The organism is Paragemmobacter ruber, from assembly GCF_009908315.1.
In the GTDB taxonomy this organism is placed as follows: Bacteria; Pseudomonadota; Alphaproteobacteria; order Rhodobacterales; family Rhodobacteraceae; genus Paragemmobacter; species Paragemmobacter ruber.
In genome coordinates, this window is sequence record NZ_JAAATW010000008.1 from 36,802 (window position 1) to 53,218 (window position 16,417).

16 protein-coding genes and 1 tRNA gene are annotated in these 16,417 nt (G+C 66.8%); 16 read left to right on the forward strand and 1 reads right to left on the reverse strand.

Annotated elements, in window-relative coordinates:
- Positions 1-6 precede the first annotated feature (6 nt).
- The 16 genes from GU920_RS18940 (at position 7) to GU920_RS19010 (ending at position 16,158) form a co-directional block, all read left to right on the forward strand.
- Positions 7-945: a phage tail tube protein gene (locus GU920_RS18940; protein WP_161768672.1), complete on the forward strand. Its 939-nt coding sequence runs from the start codon at positions 7-9 to the stop codon at positions 943-945.
- A gap of 11 nt (positions 946-956) precedes the next feature.
- Entirely contained in the window at positions 957-1,394 is a 438-nt protein-coding gene (locus tag GU920_RS18945; RefSeq protein WP_161768673.1) for a hypothetical protein, read from the forward strand.
- Positions 1,395-1,456: 62 nt separating this feature from the next.
- Positions 1,457-1,621 (forward strand): DUF7697 family protein, encoded by a 165-nt coding sequence (locus GU920_RS19390; RefSeq protein WP_187644699.1) that lies wholly within the window; start codon positions 1,457-1,459, stop codon positions 1,619-1,621.
- A gap of 22 nt (positions 1,622-1,643) precedes the next feature.
- Positions 1,644-4,106: a phage tail tape measure C-terminal domain-containing protein gene (locus tag GU920_RS18950; RefSeq protein WP_161768674.1), complete on the forward strand. Its 2,463-nt coding sequence runs from the start codon at positions 1,644-1,646 to the stop codon at positions 4,104-4,106.
- Positions 4,107-4,115: 9 nt separating this feature from the next.
- Positions 4,116-4,742, forward strand: coding sequence for a DUF2460 domain-containing protein (locus GU920_RS18955; RefSeq protein ID WP_161768675.1), 627 nt, complete (start codon positions 4,116-4,118; stop codon positions 4,740-4,742).
- Positions 4,743-4,754: 12 nt separating this feature from the next.
- Positions 4,755-5,045, forward strand: coding sequence for a hypothetical protein (locus tag GU920_RS18960; protein WP_161768676.1), 291 nt, complete (start codon positions 4,755-4,757; stop codon positions 5,043-5,045).
- Between the two features lie 22 nt (positions 5,046-5,067).
- On the forward strand, positions 5,068-5,736 hold the full coding sequence (locus GU920_RS18965; protein WP_161768677.1) for a lysozyme: 669 nt from the start codon (positions 5,068-5,070) through the stop codon (positions 5,734-5,736).
- The gene (locus tag GU920_RS18970) at positions 5,733-5,942 is read left to right on the forward strand and encodes a hypothetical protein (protein WP_161768678.1); all 210 of its coding nucleotides are present in this window, start codon (positions 5,733-5,735) and stop codon (positions 5,940-5,942) included. Before GU920_RS18965 ends, GU920_RS18970 begins: the two co-directional genes overlap by 4 nt.
- On the forward strand, positions 5,939-6,823 hold the full coding sequence (locus GU920_RS18975; RefSeq protein ID WP_161768679.1) for a DUF2163 domain-containing protein: 885 nt from the start codon (positions 5,939-5,941) through the stop codon (positions 6,821-6,823). Before GU920_RS18970 ends, GU920_RS18975 begins: the two co-directional genes overlap by 4 nt.
- Positions 6,824-6,837: 14 nt before the next feature.
- Positions 6,838-7,260, forward strand: coding sequence for an NlpC/P60 family protein (locus tag GU920_RS18980; RefSeq protein WP_201744256.1), 423 nt, complete (start codon positions 6,838-6,840; stop codon positions 7,258-7,260).
- Position 7,261: 1 nt separating this feature from the next.
- Positions 7,262-11,263, forward strand: a complete 4,002-nt coding sequence (locus GU920_RS18985) for a baseplate multidomain protein megatron (RefSeq protein WP_161768681.1) — start codon at positions 7,262-7,264, stop codon at positions 11,261-11,263.
- A gap of 21 nt (positions 11,264-11,284) precedes the next feature.
- Positions 11,285-13,207 (forward strand): DUF2793 domain-containing protein, encoded by a 1,923-nt coding sequence (locus GU920_RS18990; RefSeq protein WP_161768682.1) that lies wholly within the window; start codon positions 11,285-11,287, stop codon positions 13,205-13,207.
- A 202-nt stretch (positions 13,208-13,409) separates the two neighbouring features.
- The gene (locus GU920_RS18995; RefSeq protein ID WP_161768683.1) at positions 13,410-14,240 is read left to right on the forward strand and encodes a hypothetical protein; all 831 of its coding nucleotides are present in this window, start codon (positions 13,410-13,412) and stop codon (positions 14,238-14,240) included.
- Positions 14,221-14,457: an addiction module antitoxin gene (locus GU920_RS19000; RefSeq protein WP_235933421.1), complete on the forward strand. Its 237-nt coding sequence runs from the start codon at positions 14,221-14,223 to the stop codon at positions 14,455-14,457. Before GU920_RS18995 ends, GU920_RS19000 begins: the two co-directional genes overlap by 20 nt.
- 263 nt (positions 14,458-14,720) lie before the next feature.
- Positions 14,721-15,308, forward strand: a complete 588-nt coding sequence (locus tag GU920_RS19005) for a type IV toxin-antitoxin system AbiEi family antitoxin domain-containing protein (RefSeq protein ID WP_201744257.1) — start codon at positions 14,721-14,723, stop codon at positions 15,306-15,308.
- The gene (locus GU920_RS19010) at positions 15,301-16,158 is read left to right on the forward strand and encodes a nucleotidyl transferase AbiEii/AbiGii toxin family protein (protein ID WP_161768686.1); all 858 of its coding nucleotides are present in this window, start codon (positions 15,301-15,303) and stop codon (positions 16,156-16,158) included. Before GU920_RS19005 ends, GU920_RS19010 begins: the two co-directional genes overlap by 8 nt.
- Positions 16,159-16,293: 135 nt before the next feature.
- Here GU920_RS19010 and GU920_RS19015 read toward each other — a convergent pair.
- A tRNA-Met gene (locus tag GU920_RS19015) sits at positions 16,294-16,370 on the reverse strand.
- Between the last annotated feature and the right edge of the window lie 47 nt (positions 16,371-16,417).

Genomic DNA, 16,417 nt, shown 5'->3' on the forward strand with positions numbered 1-16,417 from the left:
ACTCCCATGGCACGCGCACACGGCGCGCGGGCGCAAATGGCGCTTGCGTTCGAGACGGTTTACGGCACCCCGCCCGCCTCTGGCTATCGGACGGTGCCCTTCGCCAGCACCACGCTCGGCTCCGAGCAGCCGCTGATCGCCTCGGAACTGCTCGGCCAGGGGCGCGATCCGCTTGCCCCGATCAAGGACGCGGTCACCGCCGACGGCGATGTCGTGGTGCCGATCGATGTCGAGAACTTCGGCCTCTGGCTGAAGGCGGCCTTCGGTCAGCCGACGACCACCGGCACGACGCCCAAGACGCACACCTTCCAGTCTGGCAACTGGACACTGCCGAGCATGGCCATCGAGACGGCGATGCCCGAGGTGCCGCGCTATGCAATGTACACCGGCTGCGTCTGCGATCAGCTGTCCTGGCAGATGGTGCGGTCTGGTCTGCTGACGGCCACTGCCCGACTGGTGGCGCAGGGCGAGAGCGTCGCGGCCACCACGGCCGCTGGCACGCCCACCGCATTGGCGCTGCAGCGCTTCGGGCACTTCAACGGGGCGATCACTCGCAATGGCACGCCGCTCGGCAATGTCATCTCGGCCGAGGTCACCTATTCCAACGGCCTCGATCGGATCGAGACCATCCGATCGGACGGGCGCATCGAGGGGGCCGACCCCGGCATGGCCGCGCTGACCGGCCGGGTGGAGGTGCGTTTCGCAGACACCACGCTGATCACGCAGGCCATCGACGGCACGCCGTGCGAGCTGGTCTTCGCCTGGAGCCTCGGGGCCAACGCCAGCTTCACCTTCACCGCGCACGCCGTTTACCTTCCGCGTCCCCGGATCGAGATCCCGGGCCCGCAGGGCATCCAGGCCACCTTCGACTGGCAAGCGGCCAAGGCCACCAGCCCGGCCCGCATGTGCACTGCCGTCCTCGTCAACACCGTCGCAACCTATTGAGAAGGCCCGCCATGCTGACCCTCGACCTCACCAACGCGCCGCAGTGGTGCGAACTCATTCCCGGCGTGCGTGTCAAGCTGCGCCCACTTACCACAGCACTGATGGTCTCGGCGCGGGGCGATCCTGCGATTGCCGACCTGCCCGAGGGGGCGGCGACCGAGGAAGCTGCACTCTTGATGGCCAAGGCGCTGGCGCGGCGCGCGATCCTCGAATGGGAGGGGATTGGCGACGCCGATGGCAGTCCCATCGATCCGAGCCCCGAGGCCATCGATGCGCTCCTCGACCTCTGGCCTGCCTTCGAGGCGTTCCAGACCCTGTACGTCGCCAAGGCTCTCCTGCTGGACGCGGAAAAAAACGCCTCATCGCCCTTGCCGACTGGTCCTTCGGCGGGGGCGAAAGCTACTGCGCGGCCTGCGCCGGACCCTGTCCTGACTGCCCCGCACGACTGAACCGGCCGCTGACGCTGGAGGGCGCGCAGGTCTGGGACCTGGCGCAGCGCCTTGGCGGGCAGATGCGGGTCATCCCCGGCGCGGTTATCGGCTGGGACATGGGCGCGGCGCTGGCCTTGGGAGCGGCCCTCGGCATCTCCCCGCCTGCTATCGCCGAACTGCTGCCCGCCCTCGAGGCGGTGATGGTCCGCCGCGTGAACGAGCAGATCGCAGCCAACCGCGACTGACCCCATCTGGAGCTCTGATCCCATGGCCGAGAAACGCGTCTCCGTCCGGCTCGCCGCCGTGGGCGGCCGCCAGGTGCGCGCCGAACTGGAAGGCGTGGGTGAGGCCGGGGCCAAGGGCTTCGGCCGCCTGTCGCGCGAGATGGAATTGGCCAACACCCGTCTGGCCAGCTTCGCCCGCCGGGCGGGCCTCGCACTCGGGGCCGCAGCAGCGGCAGCCACAGCCTCGCTTGGGCTGATCGTCCGTTCCACGGCCGAGAGCGCCGCCCAGATCCGGCAGTTCGCGCAGGTCGCCAATGCGACGCCCGAGGCCCTGCAGCGCTGGTCGGCCGGGGCGCGTACGGTGGGGATCGAGCAGGAGAAACTGGCGGACATCCTGAAGGACGTGAACGACCGGGTGGGCGACTTCCTCCAGACCGGCGGCGGGCCGATGGCGGATTTCTTCGAGAATGTCGCGCCCCGCGTGGGCGTGACGGCCGACCAATTCGCACGTCTGTCAGGGCCGGAGGCTTTGCAGCTCTACGTCGACACGCTGGAACGCGCCGGTCTCAGCCAGCAGGAGATGACCTTCTATCTGGAGGCGATGGCCTCGGACGCCACGCGTCTGCTGCCGCTCTTGCGCAACGGCGGGGCCGAGATGGCCCGTCTGGGTGACCAAGCCTCGGACCTCGGGGCGATTCTGGACAGCGATGCGCTGGAAGCCTTGCGCCGCACGCAAATGGCGCTGGGTACCGTATCCCTCGTGTTCGATGGTCTCCGGAACCGCATCGCCGTGGCTGTCGCTCCGACCATCGAGGCGCTCGCCAATGCCTTCGTTGCCCTGGCCTCCGATGGCGGCATCCTCCGTTCGGCCATCGACGGGCTGATCGGCAATCTCCGCCGTCTCGCCTCCTATGCCGCGACCTTTGCGGCCGTCATGGCCGGGCGCTGGGTGGCAGGACTGGCGGCGGCGGCCCTGTCGGTGCGTGGTCTTGCGACGGCACTCGTATTCCTGCGCGGTGCCCTGATCCGGACCGGCATCGGCGCGGTGATCGTCGGGGCGGGCGAGCTGGTCTACCAGTTCTCGCAGCTGGTGACGCGTGTCGGCGGTGTGGGCGAAGCCTTCCGGCTGCTCGGCGATCTGGCCCGCGAGGTCTGGTCGCGGATCGGTCTGTCGCTCGACGCGGCGCTGGCGCGGATGGCGGCCGGATGGGAGGGGCTGAAGGCGGCGGGGCTATCGGCCCTCGAGGGCACCATCGCGGGCGTCGTCAGCTTCGGCGACCGGACAGCCGCGATCTTCCAGGGGGCCTATGACGCGGCGGTCGCAATCTGGGGCAGTCTGCCGGGGGCCATCGGCGACTTCGCCTTCCAGGCCGCGAACGGGCTGATCTCCGGTGTCGAGGCAATGCTGAACGGCGTCGTCACGCGCATCAACAGCTTCATCGAGACCCTGAACGCGGCGCTGGCCCTGCTGCCAGAGTGGGCCACCGGTGAAGGTGGCGTGAGGATCGGTATCCTCGATCCGGTGGAACTCGGCCGCATCAGCAACCCCTTCGAGGGCGCGGCAACGGCTGCAGGCGCTGCCGCTGCAGACGCCTTTTCGGCCGCGCTGTCGCGGACCTATCTCCAACCGCCCGATCTCGGGCTTGGCGCGATGGCCGACGATGCCCGCGCCCGTGCCGATGGCTATCGCGAGGCGGCCGGGATGCTGGCTGATGCCGCCAGTCGGCCGCTCGCCAGCTGGCAGGCGCTGAAAGATGCGGTGACCGGCACGGGGACGGAAGCCGAGACCGCGCTTGCGGATGCGGCTGGTGCAGCCGACGCGCTGACCACGGGGCTGAACGACACGGCGGCCGCCGCCGATGGCGCTGGCAGCGCTACACGCGACGCCGGGGCGGCTGCGGCCGAGGGTGCCGACGCGGCCCTCACTGGCTGGCAAGCCGTCACGGCGGCCCTCTCCGACTATGCCGCCAAGGCGCGCGACATCGGCGGGGACATCGGCAGCGCGCTGGTGGGCGCGTTCCAGAGCGCCGAGAATGCCATCGGCGATTTCGTGAAGACCGGCAAACTCGACTTCCGCGATCTGGTCACCTCAATGATCGCCGATCTCGCCAAGCTCGCGGCCCGTCGCTTCATCCTCGGTCCGATCGCCAATGCCCTTTCCGGCGCCATGGGTGGGGCGGGCGGGATCTTCGCCAACATCCTGCATGCGGGCGGCATTGTCGGTGCCGCTGGCCCCGGCCGGATGGTCCCGGCGCTGGCCTTCGCCCATGCGCCGCGCATGCACAGCGGCGGTTGGGCCGGGCTGCGGCCCGATGAGGTGCCCGCGATCCTGCAACGTGGGGAGCGGGTTCTCTCCCGGCGCGAGGCGGCGGGGTACGGCCAGGCGGGCGTCTCGACCGTCAATGTCACGTTCAACGCCCGCGACGCCGAGAGCTTCCGCCAGTCCCGGACACAGGTCGCCAGCGACATCGCCCGCGCCGTGTCGCTGGGGCGGCGCGGCATGTGAGGATCAGCCATGGCGTTTCACGAGGTCCGCTTTCCGGACAACATCAGCCGAGGCGCGCGCGGTGGCCCGGAACGGCGCACGCAGATCGTCGAACTGGCAAGCGGTGCCGAGGAGCGCAACGCGAGCTGGGCCAACTCGCGCCGCCGCTACGACGTCGCCTATGGTATCCGCCGCGCCGACGATCTGGCGGCAGTCGTCGCCTTCTTCGAGGCCCGCAACGGCCGCCTCCACGGTTTCCGCTTCAAGGACTGGGCCGATTTCAAGTCCTGCCTGCCGTCGCAGACCCCGGCGTCAACCGATCACCCCATCGGCACCGGCAACGGCAGTACGAACACCTTTCAGCTGGCCAAACGCTACACCTCCGGCGCGCAGTCCTGGACGCGCGCCATCAGCAAGCCCGTCGCCGGGACCGTGACCATCGCCCTGAACGGCACGCCGCAGGCTTCCGGCTGGTCGGTCTCCACCGCAACCGGCCTCGTCACCTTCACCACCGCCCCGGCCCTGGGCGTGGCCATCACCGCGGGCTTCGAGTTCGACGTCCCCGTCCGCTTCGACACCGACGCCCTCGACGTCACCCTCGACCTCGAACGTCTCGGGTCAATCACCTCGATCCCCCTCATCGAACTCCGCCTCTGAAGGACCGATCCCATGTCCGAACCCACGACCGTGCGCATGGGCGCACTGGCCGCCTACCTGAGCCTTGCCCTTGCGCTCTCGGCACAAGCCGGGGCCGCGATCTGGTGGGCCGGCACGCAGAACACCCGCCTGACCTCGCTCGAGGCACGGGTGGCCGAACTGCTCTCCGCCTCACCGCTCTACCACCGCCAGATCGTCGAGGCCGACCGCCGCATCGCCGTCATCGACGAGCGGATTGCCAACATCCTCGCCCGGATCGAAGCGCTGACCGCCGCGCTCGAGCGCCGCCACGACGCCCCCTGATTTCCCCAAAAGGACCACCGCTATGCAGACCACCGACCGGGGGCTTCTCGCCCTGATCCGGCACGAAGGGGTCGTGCCCGGACCCTATCTTGACGTGAAGGACGTCTGGACCTTTGGCATCGGCCACACCGCCGCCGCTGGTCCGCCCGATCCGGCGCGCATGCCACGTGGCATGCCCGCCGACACGCAAGCCGGGATCCGTGAAGCCTTCCGGCTCTTCCGCGCCGACCTTGCGGCCTACGAGGCCGAGGTGTTGCGCGCCGTGAAGGTGTCGCTTCAACCCCACGAGTTCGATGCGCTGGTCTCCTTCCATTACAACACCGGCGGCATCGCCAAGGCCGCGCTGACGCGCCACCTGAACGCGGGCAACCGCGGCGCGGCCGCAGCGGCCTTCATGGGCTGGCTCAAGCCCGCCGCGATCCGGTCCCGGCGCGAGGCGGAACGCGACCTCTTCGGGAAAGGTATCTACCCGACCGGCACCATCCCGGTCTGGTCGGTCGACAGCAATGGTAGGGTCGATTTCTCGCGACCGATCCGTCGGCTCAGCGAGGCCGAGGCGCTGTCCTTGCTACGCCCGGCGAGCCCGCCGGTGCCGCCGCCCCTGCCAATATCGGTGCCAAACCAATCGTCTGGCACCCGGCCGTGGTGGCAGCGGCTGATGGAATTTTTCACAGGAAAGGCAAGATCATGAACTGGACCTTCGCCCGCGGCCTCGTCTATCTCGCTTGCCTTGTCGCCTCCGGCCTCGCCATGGCGGGGCTGGCGGATTTCGACCTGGCGACCGGGACCTTCGACCTCAGACCCTTCAACCTCTACGCCCTGATCGGTGCGGCAGGCGGTGTCGTGTCCTCGGCGCTGGCCTCGATCGCGCTCTGGCGGGGTTGGGGGCGCAGATGAAGGCCCTTTCATCCGCGCTGCAGGCCCATCTCGACGAGCGCACGACAACGCTCGCCTGGTGCTGGAGGATCACCCGTTCCGATGGCGTGACCTTCGGTTTCACCGACCATGACCGAACGCTCACCTTCGACGGGACCGAGTTCGAGCCGGAAAGCGGGCTGACGGCGTCAGAGGTGCGGTCTGGCTCTGACCTGTCCGTGGATGCACAGGATGCGCACGGCGTGCTCTCCTCCGACCGGATCACCGAGACCGATATCCTCGACGGCCGGTGGGACAATGCGGCGGTCGAGGTCTGGCGCGTCAACTGGACGGAGCCTGCCGAGCGGGTACTCCTTCGCGCCGGGGCGATCGGCGAGATCCGCAGGGGACGCGTGGCCTTCACGGCAGAGATGCGATCCCTCGCACATCTCCTTGGCCAGACGGTCGGTCGGACGTTTCAGGCGAGTTGCGACGCGGCGCTGGGCGATGCGCGCTGCGGGGTGAACCTGGCTACACCCTCGAACCGGGCGACCGGCACCGTGCTCGTGCCGCTCCGGGATCGGACCTTCACGACCGCAGGGCTTGGGGGTTTTGCGGCGGGCTGGTTCACCTTCGGCATTATCGAATGGACCTCGGGCGCGAATGCCGGGCGACGGGTCGAAGTCTCAGGCCACGAGGTGACGGGCGGGGCGGCGATCATCACCCTGCTGGAAGCCCCCGTCCGCGCCGTCGCCGCCGCGGATGCCTTCACCATCCTCGCAGGCTGCGACAAGAGTGCTGCGACCTGCCGGACCAAGTTCGCCAATATCCTGAACTTCCGCGGCTTCCCGCATATTCCGGGGCAGGACACGGTCCTGCGCTACGCGACGAAGTCGGGCGGGAACACCGGGGGTGTGTTGTGACCGGCGCCGACCCTATGGCGGTAGTTGCGGCGGCGCGGCGCTGGCTCGGCACGCCCTATCATGATCAGGCAAGCCTCTGCGGCGTGGGCTGCGACTGCCTCGGCCTTGCCCGCGGCGTCTGGCGCGAGATTGTCGGGGATGAACCCTTCCCGATCCCGCCCTATTCCCGCGACTGGGGCGAGATCGGCCAGCGCGAGGTTCTGGCTGATGGCGCGCGCCGCATGATGCCCGAGATTGCCCCGGGCGATGCCACGACGGGCGCGCTTCTTCTTTTCCGCATGCGCCCGCGCGCCATCGCCAAACATGTGGGCATCCTCACCGGCCCTTCCGACTTCATCCACAGCTACGAGCGGCTGGGCGTGATCGAACAGCCCTTCACCGAGGCCTGGCAGCGGCGCCTGGCCTTCGCCTTCCTTTTTCCCGCATCAGGGGCCTGACATGGCAACACTCGTCCTGGGCGCGGTCGGCGCTGGCATCGGCGCAGGGTTCGGCGGGGCCGTCCTCGGTCTTTCCGGGCAGGTGATCGGCGGGCTGATCGGCTCGGCGGTGGGTTCGGTCGTCGACAGCTATATCCTTGGCGGGCTGATGCCCGATCAGACCCAGCAGATCACCGGCCAGCGGCTTGAGAGCCTGAAGGTCACAAGCTCCACCGAAGGTGTGGCCATCCCGCGCCTCTTCGGCCGCATGCGCCTTGGCGGGAACATCATCTGGGCCACGGATTTCCGGGAAGAGACCCGCGTGACCACCGAGACCCAAGGCGGCGGTGGCAAGGGTGGCGGGGGCGGCGCGAACGTCACCACCACCACGACCGAATATCTCTACTACGCCTCTTTCGCCGTGGCCCTCTGCGAAGGGCCAATTGCCGGGATCGGGCGCGTCTGGGCGGATGGCGACCTGCTCGATATGTCGGGGATCACCTGGCGCTGGTATCCGGGCAACGAAAGCCAGGGCGCGGACCCGCTCATCGCCGCCCGGATGGGCGCCGGTGCCGCGCCCGCCTATCGCGGTGTCGCCTATGTCCTCTTCGAAGACATGCTGCTCACCGCCTTCGGGAACCGCATCCCGCAGATCACCTTCGAGGTCTTCCGCCCCCTCGTCGATCCGCAGACAGTCGAGGGCATCCTGCCCGCCGTCACACTGATCCCGGCCTCGGGCGAGTTCGCCTACGCAACCGAGCCGGTCCGGCGGCAGGTCGGATCGGGTTTCGCCGTCCGGTCGGGCGTGGCAGAGAACTTGAACGCCGACCCCGATGTGCCGGATATCCTGCTCGCGCTCGACCAGCTGCAGGCGATGCTGCCCGCGGTGAAGAGCGTCACGCTGGTCGTGTCCTGGTTCGGAACCGACCTGCGCCTCGGGTCCTGCCAGCTGAAGCCGGGGGTGGAGACCGCCTCGAAGGAGACCACACCGGTCTCATGGTCGGTGAACGGGCTGTCGCGTGCCGAGGCGCATCTTGTGTCGCAGGATGCCGAAGGCCGCCCGGTCTATGGCGGCACGCCTTCGGACCTTTCGGTGGTACAGGCCATTCAGGCGATCAAGGCGCGCGGGCTGCGCGTGACCTTCTACCCCTTCATCCTGATGGACGTCCCCCCCGGCAACAGCCTGCCCGATCCCTACAGCGCCAATGCCGCAAGCATCGGCCAGCCCGCCTTTCCGTGGCGCGGCCGGATCACCTGTTCTCCGGCCGCAGGCTTTGCCGGGACCGTGGACAAGACGGCGGCGGCTGGCGCGCAGGTTGCGGCCTTCATGGGTTCTGCCACGGCGGCGCAGTATTCCGTCTCAGGCACGACCGTCGCCTTCACCGGGCCGCCCGGTGAATGGTCCTTCCGGCGCATGATCCTGCATTACGCCCATCTCTGTGAAGCGGCGGGCGGGGTCGATGCCTTCGTGATCGGCACCGAGATGCGCGGCCTCACACGGGTGCGGAGCAGCGCGACGGGGTTTCCGGCGGTGGCGGGGCTCGTCTCGCTTCTCGGGCAGGTGCGCACAGTCATCGGGGCCGGGACGAAGCTTGGCTATGCCGCGGATTGGTCGGAATACTTCGGCTACCATGCCGGGGACGGTACGGGCGATGTGTTCTTCAACCTCGACCCGCTCTGGTCGAACGGCAATCTCGATTTCATCGGGATCGACAATTACATGCCCCTTTCGGACTGGCGCGACGGTTCGGGCCATCTCGATGCGCTGGCTGGCTGGTCCTCGATCTACGACCGCAACTACCTCAAGTCCAACATCGCCGGTGGCGAGGGGTTCGACTGGTTCTACGCCTCGGACGCGGCACGGGCCGCGCAGATCCGAACGCCGATCACGGACGGGGCGGCGGGGAAGCCGTGGGTGTTTCGCTACAAGGATCTGATCTCCTGGTGGTCGAACCCGCATGTCAACCGCCCCGGCGGCGTTGAAAGCGGCGCACCGACCGCCTGGGTGCCACAGTCCAAGCCCATCTGGTTCACCGAACTGGGCTGCCCCGCGATCGACCGCGGCACGAACCAGCCCAATGTCTTCGTCGACCCCAAATCGGCCGAGAGCCAGCGCCCCTACTTCTCGCGGGGGTTCCGCGACGACGCGATCCAGCGCGCCTATCTCGAGGCGACCTATCAGCATTGGATGGACCCGTCGAAGAACCCCGTCTCCTCCGTCTATGGCGGGCGGATGGTGCATGTGTCGAACTGCGCGGCCTGGACCTGGGACGCGCGCCCCTATCCCTTCTTCCCCGAACGGTCGAACATCTGGTCGGATGGCGAGAACTGGCGCCTTGGCCACTGGTTGCCCGGCCGCATCGGCTCTGGCCTCGGCGCGCTGGTGCGCGCGCTCTGCCTGCGCGCGGGGCTGCAAGAGGCGCAGATCGACGTCGGCAACCTCACCGGCTCGGTCGATGGCTATGTGATCGGCAACCTTGAGAGCGCCCGCGCCTCGCTTTCCATGCTGGGCAGGCATTTCGGGTTCGATGCGGTGGAAAGCGAAGGCGTCATGCGCTTCCTGATGCGCGGGCGACCCGCCCTTGTGACGCTCAGCGTGGATGACCTCGTCGCCGCCCGTGATGGCGAGCCCTTCGAACTGACGCGCGGGCAGGAGACCGAGCTTCCCCAGGCCCTCAAATGGTCCGTCGCCCGCGCCGACGAGGATTATGACACCGCACAGGTCGAGGCGCGGCGGATCACGGTCGCCTCCGCACGGATCGCCTCGGAGTCCTTCCCCCTCGCCGTCGCACCAGACCTCGCTGAACAGCGCTGCCGCCGCGCCTTGATGGAGGCTTGGGTGGGGCGCGAACGCGCTGCCTTCCGCCTTCCGCCATCCCGCCTCGCGCTCGATCCGCTCGATGTGGTGAGCCTCGACCATGACGGCCGTCTGATGGAATTCCGGCTGACCGGCATTGCGGACGGCACGTCCCGCACGGTCGAGGCGACACGGCAGGATCAGGGGTCCTACGATCCCGTGCCCGGCAATCGCCGCGGGTCCGTGCCTGCAACGCCCGCGCTGGTCGGATCGGCGGCCATAGCGCTTCTGGACCTGCCGCAACTGCGCCCCGATCAGGCGCCCCACCAGCCGCTGGTTGCGGCCTTTGCCGATCCATGGCCCGGAAGCCTCGCCGTTTATCGCAGCGCGACGCTCGATGCTTTTGAACTTGCCACGATCATCGGCGCGCGCGCCCGGATCGGCACGCTTGCCGCCGACCTCTTTGCCGGTCCGACGTCACGCTTCGATCTTGGCAATACGATGGTCCTCGACCTCGAAGGCGGGACGCTCGATTCCGTGACGGACCAGCTCCTCTTCTCCGGCGCGAATGCCTTCGCCCTCCAGAGTTCGGAGGGACGTTGGGAAGTCCTTCAGGCGGGCGCGGCGCAACTGGTGCAGCCGGGCCGCTATCACCTGACGCGGCTTCTGCGTGGCCAGCGCGGAACGGAGGCCGCCATCCGCAATCCCGCGCCCGCAGGCACGCCTGTGGTGGTGCTTGACGGGGCGCTTGTGCCCTTGGGCGTCGCGGAGACCGAAATCGGCATGCCCTGGAACTGGCGCATCGGCCCGGCATACCGGGCCGTGAGCGACACCTCCTATGTCGCGCAGACCTTCACGCCCACCGGTCAGGGCCTGATGCCCTTCGCCCCCGTCCATGTCGAACAGCCCTGGCGACGGGCGCGCCTCCCCGGTGATCTGACCATCCGCTGGACCCGCCGATCCCGCGCACTGGTCGCCGATGCCTGGGAACAGGTCGAGGTGCCGCTGGCCGAGGACATCGAGAGCTACGACATCCAGATCCTAGACGGGGCCGCCGTCAAGCGCACGCTGACCAGCAGCACGAGTTCCGTCCTCTACACCGCTGCTCAGCAGATCACAGACTGGGGCGCACCGCTCGGGCCCGGCCAGACGCTGGCCATCCGCATCTACCAGCTCTCGAACCGCCTCGGCCGCGGCACGCCTGCGTCCGTGACGCTGCAATTCTGATCCCAACCCACGGGAACCTCCATGTCCGACACCACGACCCATCTGGGCCTGCCCTACCTCTTGGCGGCCCAAGCCCAGAAGCATGTCACCCACAACGAAGCTCTGCGCTTGCTGGACGCCATGGTGCAGCTCTCGGTCCTTGACCGGACGCGCACCGTGCCCCCGGCCGGTGCGGCCGACGGCAACCGCCATCTGGTGGCCTCCGGCGCGACCGGCCTCTGGTCCGGGTGGGACCTGAACATCGCCTTCTGGGTCGATGGCGGATGGATCAGGCTGGTGCCACGCACCGGCTGGCTGGTCTGGGTCGCGGCCGAGGGGCTGTTCCTCGTCTGGACCGGCGGCGCCTGGGAGGTCGTGGGCGAGCCGCGCGACGTCTCGGACGCGGTCTTCAGCCTGGTGAACGATGCGGACCCGACGAAGAAGGCGACCTTTTCGCTGGCAGGGATCAGCGCCGGGACCACGCGGAGTTTCACGCTGCCCAACACATCGTCCGAACTGGCGATCCTCGCGGGGACGCAGACCTTCACCGGGAACAAGACGTTTTCCGGGACGCTGACTGCATCCGGAACCGTGACGGTGTCGGCGGCAAGCGCCACCATCGGCACGGCAACGACGACCGCCACCTACGGCATGGGCACCGGGGCCACAACGACCGGCGTCACGAAGACGGTGAACCTCGGCACCGGCGGCGCAGCCGGATCGACGACGGTGATCAACCTCGGTTCAACCACGGCCGGGGCGCTGGGAAGCACGATCATCAACACGCCAACCGTCACCTTCGCCGCCAGCGTCACAGCGATCGGCGCGGCCGCCGCGAATGTCACTGCGCTGGGCTTGGGCCTCGGTGGGGCGTCGGCTGACAGCTTCAACCGTCTGTCGATCAACACACCCGCCGTGCTGATGAACAATGCGGGCGCAGGGATCGAGGCGACGGTTAACAAGGCCGCTGCCGGGAACGATGCCGCCTTCGCCTTCAAGACCGGGTTTTCGGCGCGGGCGCTGATCGGGTTGCTCGGGAATGACGATTTCAGCTTCAAGGTCAGCCCGGATGGCTCGGCCTTCTTCGACGCGATCCGCATCGACCGGACCAACGGCCAGGTGGAACTGCCGCAGCCCACCGTCTTGCCAGGTCTGGCCGCAGCGCCATCGCCGCCGCCCGCAGGCAAGGCCGCCCTCTATGCGCGCAACCGCGCCGGGGCGCCGTGGATCGACGTGATGCGCCCCTCTGGCCGGGACTTTCCGCTCCAGCCGCATTTCGGGGTGAACCGCATCGCCAACTGGTCCCCCTCCGTCAGCACCACGATCACGACCGAGGGCCTACCCATCACTTCGGTTGGCACCGTGTCGCACCCAACGCTGGCTGCCACGAACCTGGCCGCCTCGATGCGACGCTGGCGCCTGACCTCGGCGGCCGTCGTGGATTCGGTCGCCGACCAGCGATCCGCAGGCTGGGCGTGCTGGCGCGGCAATGCGGCGGGCTTAGGCGGCTGGACCTTCGTCACGCGGATTTCGCTGACGACGCTGCAGGCGACCGGGATGGGGTTCTTCGGCCTCTATGGATCGACCGCCGCGCTGGCCACAACCCTGACGCTCGCCGCGGCCATCAACTGCATCGGCATCGGCTTCCAGCGCGGGACGCACACCCGTTGGCAACTGGTCGCAAACGACGGGACCGGCGCGCCCACCCTGACGGACATGGGGACGAGTTTCGGTATCGCCACAGGCGGGGTGCTGACCCTGTTCATCGCCGCGCCGCCGAACGGAAGCTCCGTCTGGGTGCGCGTCGTCGACGAAGTGTCCGGCGCGGTCTTCGAGCAGGAGATCACCGCCGATCTGCCCGCCAACACGCAGTTCCTGTCGCCGCGGCTGTTCCTGAACACCGGCGCGACGGCCGCCGCCGTCGCCTACGACTGCGCCGGGGTATACGTCGAGACAGACTTCTAAAGGCGGCGATCTGCATGATCGAGCCGCTCTCCTGCAGGCGACGAGGTAGAGGCTTTTCCGGCAGGCGCGGTCATGGTCCAGATGCTGAGCGATTACGCTCTCTTGCTTGATCAACCGCGAGCGTGCCAATGATGACAAAGCGTGGGCCTAGGCACCAATTTCTCAGCCGAGGCGCGTTTTTCTCGATCAGCGGTATTGTCTCATGATTGAATGGCCCTTTGAGTTCCAGCGTGTTCAAGACGCCCTCGACAAGCGGACCATGACGGGCCAGGAAGCTGCGCGCGAAATCTTCGTCGCAAGACGGAAGCATGGCCCGCCTTGGCACTGGAAAAACTGGAAGCGCACCAGGGTTCAATTCCTTGGCTCGGAATGCGCAACATGCGGCGCCGACCATGAAGCTGTACTTGTTCTGCAGCACACGGTGAGAATACCCCGCGTTCAGCCCTATTTGGACAAGGCCAAGGCTGAATATGAGTCACGGGAACCTGCCCACGACTATCGCGCTGAGTTGCGGGAAGAATGCTACGCGATCCGAGACGCCGTAGTTCCGGAAATTCGGGACTGCTGCCCTCTATGCTTTAGCCTTTCGATTCAGTTTCGCAAAAAGGCGGCGACGTGGATATGCAACAGCCCGGTCGGTCGGGGCTACTGCGGTCACGTTTTCGAAGTTCCGGGAAAGAAGGAGGCCCTCACAGCAGCGCAGAAACGCGGTATCCGCGCGCGAAAGTATATGGCTTGGCGTGAGAAGGCGACAAACTGGGACGGCGATTGGAAGCGCGGAGCGATTCTCGCATGGCTTGCGGATTTCCGGGAGTATCTGTCGCTGAAGCACACAAAGACGCTGTGTAAGCGTTGTGCTTTCCTGGAGGACATGACTGATCTGAAGCCATGCCTCGAGTGCGGATTTGCGTTTTCAAGGACAGAGACTGCGTGTCCCGACTGCGGCCGTGAGGTCGCCGAGGCTCAAGCTGACAGCGCGGAGGGAGAGACCAATGGCGGCCCAACCCAGAACGATGACGCTGGAAATCGATGATGAGCTGCACGAGTTCCTGGCGTTGATGGTAAGCGACGCAGGGCCCTATCAATCCGTCAGCGCCTATGTTGAAGACCTGATCCGGCGCGACATGGCAAGCCAGGAGGCCGCGGCCTTTACGCAGCTGCAGGTGGAACTTCTCACTGCGTTCAGCGCCCCAGAAGCCACCTACCACCCGTCCTCGGCCGCGGAGGTGATCGCGCGCAACCGCATTTGACGGATCAGCCGTTTCTCGTGATCCGGGTGCCATCCGCTCCAAGGGTCATGGAACGGAGAAATCCGCCTACGGAGCGGTCGTGCGGAGAATAGCGGGTCTAATCTCCGCAATATTTGCGGTGATTGATCATGATGACGCCGTAGAATGGGGATCTGCGCAGGTTGCTTGAAGCCGAGCAGAATGTTACAAAACCCAGGACAGGATGCACTTGTGTCCGAGGTTTTGTAACCATGCTTGCGACGGATCAGGGCCAGCGCGCCCGCATGATCGACTACATGGAAGTTCATACGCCAGCCCGTTCAAGGGATCTGGCCTCCATCGGCGTGAGCAGAACCACCATCGCCAGAGCGGTGGCAGACGGCGTGGTGCTGCGGATCGGGCGGGGACTGTATCAGCTGCCCGACAGTGAGCCAGACCTGCATGCTGGGCTGATCGAGATCGCCAAGCTCGCACCCAAGGCCGTCATCTGCCTGACCTCGGCTCTATCCTTTCATCAGCTGACCGACCAACTTCCACGCCGGGTATGGATCGCGATCGGCGCCAAGGACTGGGCACCAAAGATCGAATACCCGCGCATCCGCATCGTGCGCTTCCGTGAGCCCTACCTGACCAATGGCACTGAGGTCCATCGGATCGGGGAGGCGGAGGTTCGGGTCTATTCCATCGCCAAGACGATTGCAGACGCATTCCGGAACCCGAAGCTTGTTGACCGATCTGTAGCCGTTGAAGCGATCAAGGCCGCCCTGAGTGCCAGGAAGGCAACAGCAGGCCAGCTTGCTGCAGCCGCTCGCGAGAACGGCGCGTGGAACCAGATGCGCCCCTATCTGGAGGCCCTGACATCCAATGGCTAAGCAGCCAAAAGATATCGCGGCGTCTGTGCGTCAGCGTCTGCTGAACTTTGCCCGTGCTGAAGGTCAGCTGTTCGATGTGGTGCTGGTGGCCTTCGGCCTCGAACGACTGGTGTACCGGCTGTCGGTCTCCGAATATCGCGACCGCTTTGTCCTGAAGGGTGGCATGCTCGTCACCTTGTGGACGGCCGACACTGGCCGCTTTACCCGGGACATCGACTTCCTGGCGTTCGGCTCGGATGAGGAGGCCGAGCTCAAGATCGCTTTCTCTCGGATCCTCGCCATCGATGGAGGCGATGGGCTGGTCTACGACGTGGCCAGCCTGACGGCCGTCGCCATTCGGGAAGACCAGATCTATGGAGGGATGCGGCTTAGGACTGATGCATATCTCGGGAGCACGCGCATACCGATCACCGTGGACCTCGGCTTCGGCGATGCCCTGGCGGATCCGCAATTCGAGATTGAGTATGGATCCCTGCTCGACTTCCCTGCCGCATCAATCCGTGCCTACTCCCCGGCAACAGTCATCGCCGAGAAGTTTCAGGCCGTGGTGGCGCTGGGCTTGGCGAACAGCCGGATGAAGGATCTATATGATCTGTGGACGCTGCCGAAGTCCGTCAACATCGACATGGGCGACCTCACTGCCGCGATCAGAGGAACCTTCGCTCGACGCGATACCATTGTTCCAGCCGCCTGCCCTATCGGTCTGTCGGTGGAGTTCTCGACCGACCTAGCGAAGATGACGCAGTGGCGGGCCTACTCTGGGGGCACGGCTCTCGACGGGCGGCCGCTCGCGGAGGTCACTGCGGAGATCTGGGCTTGGCTTGAACCGGCATGCAGGGCGGCGGCATGATTGCCGCGTTCTGCGCGATCATCTGGCCCGTCGATGGGGGCCTCGTGTAACGTTGAGTTGTTGTTGAGGTAAACGCGTTTGCTTATACACAAGCGAAACGCTCAACATTGAAGTCTTTGGTTTTATTGAAGATTTTGGTTGCGGGGGCAGGATTTGAACCTGCGGCCTTCAGGTTATGAGCCTGACGAGCTACCGGGCTGCTCCACCCCGCGACAGGTGGTGTCTGACTTGACTGTTTTGTTATCGCTTAGGGAGAGGA